General features: G+C 30.7%; 8 protein-coding genes. 5 read left to right on the top strand and 3 right to left on the bottom strand.

Annotated features, from left to right (window positions below; genetic code table 11):
* The first annotated feature begins 250 nt into the window (after positions 1-250).
* Positions 251-1009, top strand: coding sequence for a class I SAM-dependent methyltransferase (locus LJ207_RS11990; protein WP_229346736.1), 759 nt, complete (start codon positions 251-253; stop codon positions 1007-1009).
* Positions 1010-1175: 166 nt separating this feature from the next.
* Here LJ207_RS11990 and LJ207_RS11985 read toward each other — a convergent pair whose 3' ends face one another.
* The 3 genes from LJ207_RS11985 to LJ207_RS11975 form a co-directional block, all read right to left on the bottom strand.
* Complete coding sequence (locus LJ207_RS11985) at positions 1176-1571, bottom strand: type II toxin-antitoxin system death-on-curing family toxin (RefSeq protein ID WP_229346735.1); 396 nt, start codon at positions 1569-1571, stop codon at positions 1176-1178.
* On the bottom strand, positions 1568-1792 hold the full coding sequence (locus tag LJ207_RS11980) for an AbrB/MazE/SpoVT family DNA-binding domain-containing protein (protein ID WP_229346734.1): 225 nt from the start codon (positions 1790-1792) through the stop codon (positions 1568-1570). The genes LJ207_RS11985 and LJ207_RS11980 overlap by 4 nt, the downstream gene beginning before the upstream one ends.
* Before the next feature lie 315 nt (positions 1793-2107).
* Positions 2108-2386, bottom strand: coding sequence for a helix-turn-helix transcriptional regulator (locus tag LJ207_RS11975; protein WP_114490474.1), 279 nt, complete (start codon positions 2384-2386; stop codon positions 2108-2110).
* 276 nt (positions 2387-2662) lie between these two features.
* On the opposite strand from LJ207_RS11975, the gene LJ207_RS11970 reads away from it, so the two are divergent.
* The 4 genes from LJ207_RS11970 (at position 2663) to LJ207_RS11955 (ending at position 7801) form a co-directional block, all read left to right on the top strand.
* Positions 2663-3880, top strand: a complete 1218-nt coding sequence (locus tag LJ207_RS11970; protein ID WP_229346733.1) for a M28 family peptidase — start codon at positions 2663-2665, stop codon at positions 3878-3880.
* Complete coding sequence (locus LJ207_RS11965) at positions 3858-4814, top strand: alpha/beta fold hydrolase (protein WP_229346732.1); 957 nt, start codon at positions 3858-3860, stop codon at positions 4812-4814. The genes LJ207_RS11970 and LJ207_RS11965 overlap by 23 nt, the downstream gene beginning before the upstream one ends.
* Before the next feature lie 595 nt (positions 4815-5409).
* Positions 5410-6099, top strand: a complete 690-nt coding sequence (gene deoC / locus LJ207_RS11960; RefSeq protein WP_229346731.1) for a deoxyribose-phosphate aldolase — start codon at positions 5410-5412, stop codon at positions 6097-6099.
* Positions 6100-6262: 163 nt separating this feature from the next.
* Complete coding sequence (locus LJ207_RS11955) at positions 6263-7801, top strand: xylulokinase (RefSeq protein ID WP_229346730.1); 1539 nt, start codon at positions 6263-6265, stop codon at positions 7799-7801.
* Positions 7802-7900 lie beyond the last annotated feature (99 nt).

The following is a 7900-nucleotide window of genomic DNA, read 5'->3' as shown; positions in this document are numbered from 1 at the left end:
GCCAGGCAAATGCCTTTTTTATTTAGATGTTTTTAAATTCACAATTTTTTCTTCACAACATTAATTATACAACCAATAGATTTAAATATATTCTGACATCACATAACATGGGATTGAAGATTCCGCTGCGCTCCATTGCAAATTCATTCGGCAAGGGCAGTCGCTTTAAGCTTCATGAACTTCTTAAATCCCAGGGACGTTAAGTGCAATTGCCCAAAAATCTTATTCCAAAAAAAGAGGGAGTATTAAAATGACAGAGATTGAACTATTAATAGATTTCCATGTTAATGCTGAAAGACAAGGTCCTGGTAGTGATGAAGATACCTTAAAGGCATTAAGCTTTATTGATATTAACCCTGACAAAACTTTAAGGATTGCAGATATTGGCTGTGGTTCTGGAGCTCAAACAATAACACTCGCAAAAAATCTTAATGGAAAGATAACAGCAGTCGACTTATTTTCAGATTTCTTAATAAAACTTGAAAAACGAGCAAAAGTTTTAAACCTGGAAGATAAAATTTCTACTCTGGAAAAGTCTATGGAAGATCTTCCTTTTGCTAAAGAGGAATATGATATTTTATGGTCGGAAGGTGCTATTTATAATATGGGATTTGAGTCGGGAATAAAGAATTGGAAAAAGTTTTTAAAAACATGTGGTTATATTGCTGTAAGTGAAATAACTTGGAAAACAAAAAATAGACCGAAAGAAATAGAAGAGCACTGGAATAATGAATATCCCGAAATTGATACTGCATCAGCAAAAATTGAAATACTCGAAGAAAACGGTTTTACACCGGTCGGATTCTTTTTCTTGTCTGAAAATAGCTGGGTAGAAAATTACTATGATCCAATGGAAAAACGATTTGATGATTTTTTGAACAAACATGGTAATTCTGATGTGGCTAAAACTATTGTAGAAAAAGAGAACCAAGAAATTGCTTTATACAAAAAGTATAAAGATTATTTAAGTTATGGATTTTATGTTGCTAAAAAATTACCTGCTGAGTGATTTGGAGTAACAGCACTTAACAGCGAGTACCCGGCTACGCTTCGCTGTATCCAAATTGCTTCCTGGTGGTCGCCAACTTTAGGTGCTCGCAGAACGTTATCTGACATTTGCCGATTAGTAGATTGTGAAACAAAAAACCTCCTGATTAATGAACTCAGAAGGTTTATCATTCTATTGAATTTGTATTATTTTCAAGCCATAAAGTTAGTTCTTTTTTCGATAACTGGCCAGAAGCTACTTTGATCATCATTTTATAAGCTTCTTTTTCGGAAGCTGTAATTTCTAGATCATTTTTTTGTAAAAAAGAGTCCATAGCTACAAAAGCAATTCTTTTGTTTCCATCAATAAATGGATGATTATTACAAAAATGATAGCCATAGGCTGCTGCCATTTTCAGTAATGAATCATGTAAATATTTACCATGATAAGTTGCTTTAGGTTGTTCAAGAGCTGAATCTAATAAATTTTCATCTCTAATACCAGAACTACCACCATAAATTTTAACAAGTTGCTCATGGAAAAAAAGAATTATGTCTTTAGGTATAAATTTAATATCATTCATTTAGCTAATTCCTTAAGAGTATTTTTATATTTTTGGTTAGTCTTATCAAAAACTTTAGCCCATTCTTCAAATTCTGGATTAAAAGGGGTTACTGTAAAACCATCTTCATTTTCAATGATATGAAGTTCTTCCCCTTCTTTAAGATTATATTTTTCTTTAAGGTCTTTAGGAATAGTAAAGCCATAGCTGTTACCAACTTTTCTTAATTTTATAGTTTTCATAGTTTATCACCTCAACTATATTATAACATTTGTATTACTAAAAAGAAAGCAGGTAAAAGAAAAATAATAAATAATTATATAAAGAGAAGGTCAAAAGAAGCAAACGATTAGATAACATGGGATTGGCGTCATGCCTTCTGTCATAAAGCCTGCAGGCTAATCAATTACTAGTATGAAAACGCAAGCTTTAGGCCAGTTTCTACGGAACCAGTCACGAGCACGAATTCCAGGAACGTTATATGAAACCGTAGCAAACGCTTTAACAACTAAAAACTTATAGCATAAAGAAAACAGTACCGTTGACCTTCAGCACTGTTAATTAAATCTAATTTCAAGTTTTTTACCAAGTGCGTGAGCAACCTTATCAAGAAATTCAACACTCGGATTATAATCATCATTTTCTAGTCTGGAGATGGCAGACTGTTTAGTTCCTATTCTATCTGCTAATTCTTTCTGAGTTAAATTATTTTCAATTCTATACCTAATTATTTGTTTTTTTATTTCATACATAACATTCAATTTTTCATATTCTTCTTTAACTTCTTCAGATTCAAAAAGTTCATTTTTAAGATCTTTATGATCTATAAATTCCATTTTGTTTCACCACACTTGATAGAATTAAGTCTGTTAAGCGCAATATCTATTTCTCTTTGCGGAGTTTTATTAGATTTTTTCTTTTTCAAACACTACATAAAACACAAGATAACTTTCTATAATAAGTATCTGATATCCTTAAACGATGTTTTAATAAGCTATATTCATTTTGTTGCTTCAGTTGTTATTTCCAAAGCTGAAATACTAAATAGTTTTATACTATTGTTTTATTAATTAAAATTTTGGTATTTTAAAATTTTAAGGTGGTATGATTTAATGAAATCAAAAATTATTGAAGAATTACAAAGTGGGTTGAAAAAAATTGTTTTGGAATATGGAGAGCGCTTAACAGGATCATTAAAAAACAAAGAAATAGCGGAATACGCAAAATCTTATTTTAAAAAAAATGGATATCGTGTTGAGGAACAAAATTTCTCATGTATCGACTGGAATGAAAAAGGGGTAGAACTTTTATTTGCTGGTAAAAAAATTAGTGCTGAAGCTTCTTATTATTCTCCTGGTTGTAAGATTGAAGCAGAATATGTCAAACTATCAACAATTGATGATTTAGAAAAATCATTTTTAGAGAATAAAATAGCAGTTTTGTTTGGAGAACTCACTGCTGAACAAATAATGCCCAAGAGTTTTGCTTTTTATAATCCTGAACATCATCAAAAAATTATAAATTTATTGGAAAAGAAAAATCCAGCAGCAATAATTACGCTAGTTGATAATGATACTTCAGTTTTTGAAGACGGTGATTTTGATATACCCAGTGTTTATGTTTCTAAAGATGTCGGGAAAAGAATATTTAAATCTGAATCAAAAATTGCTTTAACAATTAAAGCAGAAAGAATTCCCTCAACTGGATCAAACATTATTGCCAGGATAAATGAAAATATAGATAAAAAAATTGTAATAACCGCACATCTGGATACAAAGTATGGGACTCCCGGGGCTCTTGATAATGGAACCGGTATTGTAATATTATTATTATTGAGCAAGCTAATAAAACCAGAAATAATAGATTGCTGCCTTGAGTTATTGCTCTTAAATGGTGAAGATTATTATTCTACTCCGGGACAGATAAAATATATGGAGGAGTATCTAGCTAAAGATAATAATATAATTTTAGCAATAAATTGTGATGGTGTAGGTCTAATGAATAGTAAAACTGCCGTAGCAAAAATGGGACTGCCTAAAGAAAATGAGATGATCATTAATAAATTAATTGATCAAAGAGAAAACTTTGAAATAATAGACCCTTGGGTTGAGGGTGACCATATGTTGTTTAAGATGAATAATATAGCGACTGTTGCTTTGACTTCAAAAAAAATTTTTGAAATGATAGATAATATTATACATACAAAAGAAGATAAAATAGAACTGGTAGATTATAAAATAATTAATGAAGTAATTAATTTTTTGGAAGAACTTATTAAAAATTATAAAGCAAAAGAGGTTAATAATAATGAAAAAGGTGAAAATATTTAAATGGATCCTAACAGCATCATTAATTTTTTTAGTTGTAAGTATAACATTTATAATTGGAAGCAGCTATTTTGAACATAGAAAATTAGTAGAACAGGAAAAAAATGAATATCCAGCACCTGGTATTCTTGTTGATGTAAATGATGACGGAAACAAGCTGCATGTTTATACAGAAGGTGAAGGGAGCAAAACTCTGGTTTTTATGTCAGGTCTTGGAACTAGTTCACCAGTTTATGATTTCAAAGTGCTTTACAATAAATTATCAGATGATTACCGCATTGCTATTTTAGAGAGAGCTGGATATGGTTGGAGCGATATTAGCTCCAGTCCCAGAGATATAGGAAAAGTTCTTGAAGAAAGCAGAAGAGCACTAAGGCTTGCGGGTGAAAAAACACCTTATGTTTTGTTTCCTCACTCTCTGGCTGGACTGGAAGCATTATATTGGGCTATTCTTTATCCAGAAGAAATTGAAGCCATCATTGGATTAGATCCTCTTGTTCCAGGTTATATTGAGCAGGCAGAAGAAAAACCTGCTTTATCCCCCTTAATAACAATACTGACAAGGACAGGTTTGGTGAGAAATCAAGCAGATGTTTTTGAAAATAATTTTCATGCTGTGAAAAAAGGACATTTAACAGAAGAAGAAGCTGAAATTGCCAGGACCATTTTTTTCCGCAGGGTTCAAACAAAAAATATGTGGGAAGAAGTAGATCTAGTAGACAACAACTCAAAAATTGTTGCTGAACAGGGAATACCAAATATCCCTTTCTATGCTTTTATTTCTACTAAAAATGAAGAAAAACACTGGAGAGATAGTATAATTTCTTATACAAAAGCAAGCGGAGGAAAACACTTTATGCTTGATGCAGATCACTATATTCATCTTGACTATCCTGAGCTAATTGCAGAAAAGAGTAGAGAAATCATTGAAAAATAATTTGAGAAGATGTGAAATGGAGTGAGGTAAATGAAAAAATATTGATATTTAATTATGATTACTGGTCTTTTTTTCATGAAGAATAATATTTCAATATAGCGAATATAATAAATAGATATCAATTATTATTTTTTTAAGCCTTAAAACAATAATTTGGACCTGGACATTTTTTGGTTTAACTTTTTTTACAGATCAGAGTTATTTGGAATTTCCTGCTGTTCTTTTTTCTTTAACAGGTGCGTTTGGCCCTTTATTTATATCATTAATTTTAATTAAATTAGGCAATTGGGATAGGGAACTTGATAAAAAGTCCTTTCAATTTCTCCGTCGAGCTTTAAATCCCTTTGCTTTAAAATTAAAGTGGTATTTTTTGTAATTGGCTTTGTATTAATATTAAGGATTACTCCAATTTATAATTAATAATATCTAAAATTTTCTATTATTGCAGGTTATCTTTTTCCTTTATCTAATATTACAAATATAAGTATTATTATAAATACAGTGAACCTCTCCACCTAAATCAAAAACAAGATTTAGATATTTATTAAAAATTAATTTTATTTGAGACAACTATATTATAAGAGGGATGATTAACATGAAAATTACAGTTGAAAATATTGCGCAGATGATAGATCAAAGCAAACTCGATCCTTATGTGACTGAAAAGGAGATTGTAAAATTTTGCAAAGAAGTAATTGAATATAATTTTGTTGCTGCATTTGTATTGCCAGCAAACCTGTCAATAGCAAAAAAAGAACTTAAAAATAGTTCAGTAAAATTGGGAACAGGGATAGGCTTTCCATTTGGAACAACTACCACTAAATCCAAATTACAAGAATGTGAAGAAGCGCTTAAATTAGGTGTAGATGAACTGGATACTGTAATCAATATTGGCGCTTTAAAATCAGAAAATTATAAATATGTATATAATGAACTTAAGCAATTAGTAAATCTAGTTGCACCAAAACCTTTGAAGGTGATTTTGGAAGTATCTTATCTTACTCCTGAAGAAATTAAAGAAGGTACTAGAATTGGCGGTGAAGTTGGAGTAGAATATGTCAAAACTGGTACTGGATATGGTTCTAGAGATACCAATCTTTTTGATATTAATTTAATTGCTGAAGCTATTGATGATAATACTAAAATTAAAGCAGCCGGTGGTATAAGAGATATTTACACATTAATTGAAATGTATAAATTAGGTGTGCGTCGTTTTGGGTTAAGTAGAGGGCCAGAAATTATAGAGCAATTCAAAGAATATTTTGCTGGTGAGATTGAAATTTAGTTTAGGCCTAAATTATTAAATATATAATTATATAAATTAAAGATATTAATAGTTTTAGAAAGCATTTTGAAAAAAATATTATAGGGGGGTATAAATCAGTATTATCATAGAAATTAAATTGTGAAAAAAGTTGATGAAGAAACAACAATAAAAGGAGGAAAAAATGTCTAAAAAAATTATCGCTTGGGACTTAGGAACTGGCGGCAATAAAACCTCACTTTATGATATTCAAGGCAATTGTTTAGATGAAACTTATGAATCATATAAGACAACTTATCCACATCATGGTTGGCATGAACAGAAGCCTAATGATTGGTGGCAAGCAGTTGTCACAAGTACAAAAAGATTATTAAACAAAGCTAGTGTTGATAAAAATGATATTGTGGCATGTGGTATTTCAGGCCATAGTTTGGGAGTAGTCCCTTTAAATAAAGAAGGGGAATTATTAAGAGAAAAAACACCTATTTGGTCAGATGGACGCGCTGTTAAACAAGCTGAAAAATTTTTTGAAAGATATGATGAAAAAGAGTGGTATAATATAACTGGAAATGGTTTTGGTCCACAATTATATTCAGTTTTTAAGATCATGTGGTATAAAGATAACGAATATGAAATGTATAAAAAAATAGATAAAATAATTGGTACTAAAGATTATATTAATTACAAATTAACAGGTAAGATTGTCACAGATCAATCATATGCATCCGGTTCTGGAGTATACAACTTAAAAGAAGGTGCCTATGAGGATGGCTTAATAGAAGCTAGTGAATTACCTTCTTCTATATTTCCCGAAATTGTTCCTTCAACAGAAGTGATTGGAACAATAAAGAAAGAAATCGCTGAAAAAATTGGACTTAACCCAACAACAAAAGTTGTTGCTGGTGGTGTTGATAACTCCTGTATGGCTTTAGGTGCTTTGGCTTATAAAGAAGGAAGAATATATAATTCTTTAGGCTCTTCTTCCTGGATAGCAGTTTCTTCAAGTGAGCCTTTATTGGAGGATAATTCAAGACCATATGTTTTTGATCATGTTGTTCCAGGTATGTTTGCTTCTGCACTAGCTATAGCTTCTGCTGGAACAAGTTTTGAATGGGTAAAAAATAACATGGCAAAAGATCTTATAAATAGAGCTGAAAAAGAATCAAAAGATATATATGATTTAATAAATGAAGAAGCATCATCTTCACCAGTTGGAGCAAACAAATTACTCTTTAACCCTAGCTTAGGTGGGGGAATGCCTATGGACAAAAGTACAAATATTAGAGGTGCTTTTATTGGGCTTGACTTAAAACATACTCGTGCAGATATTTTGAGATCTTCTATGGAAGGTATTGCTTTTGGGTTAAGACTTTGTTTAGATGAATTAAGAAAAATGACAGATATTCATGATGAAATATTGTTAGTTGGTGGGGGCAGTAAAAGTCCATTATGGCGTCAAATATATGCTGATTTATATGAGATGAAAATAATTAAATCTAACATTGATCAACAGGCAGCTGCTTTAGGTGCAGCAGCAGTAGCAGCAGTTGGAACTGGACTTTGGGAAAATTTTGATAAAATTGATGAAGTACATGACATTACAGAGGAAGTTCAACCTATCCCTGAAAATATAGAAAAATATAATAAACTTTTAAAAATTTACAAAAAAGCTGCAGAGTACCAATCAGATTTAGGAGATTTATTGATACCCTTAAAAATTTAAATAAAAAGATGTTATATTAATCGGCTCTTTGACAAATGTTGTGAAATCTAAATAGCACCGATTGAATCTTATTATCTCTTTAATTTTTAAATTTAATCT

The sequence above is a fragment of the Halanaerobium polyolivorans genome (assembly GCF_020711195.1).
Classification (GTDB): Bacteria; Bacillota; Halanaerobiia; order Halanaerobiales; family Halanaerobiaceae; genus Halanaerobium; species Halanaerobium polyolivorans.
The sequence above is the reverse complement of the archived record's forward strand: the minus strand, read 5'-3'. Positions and strand labels throughout refer to the sequence as shown.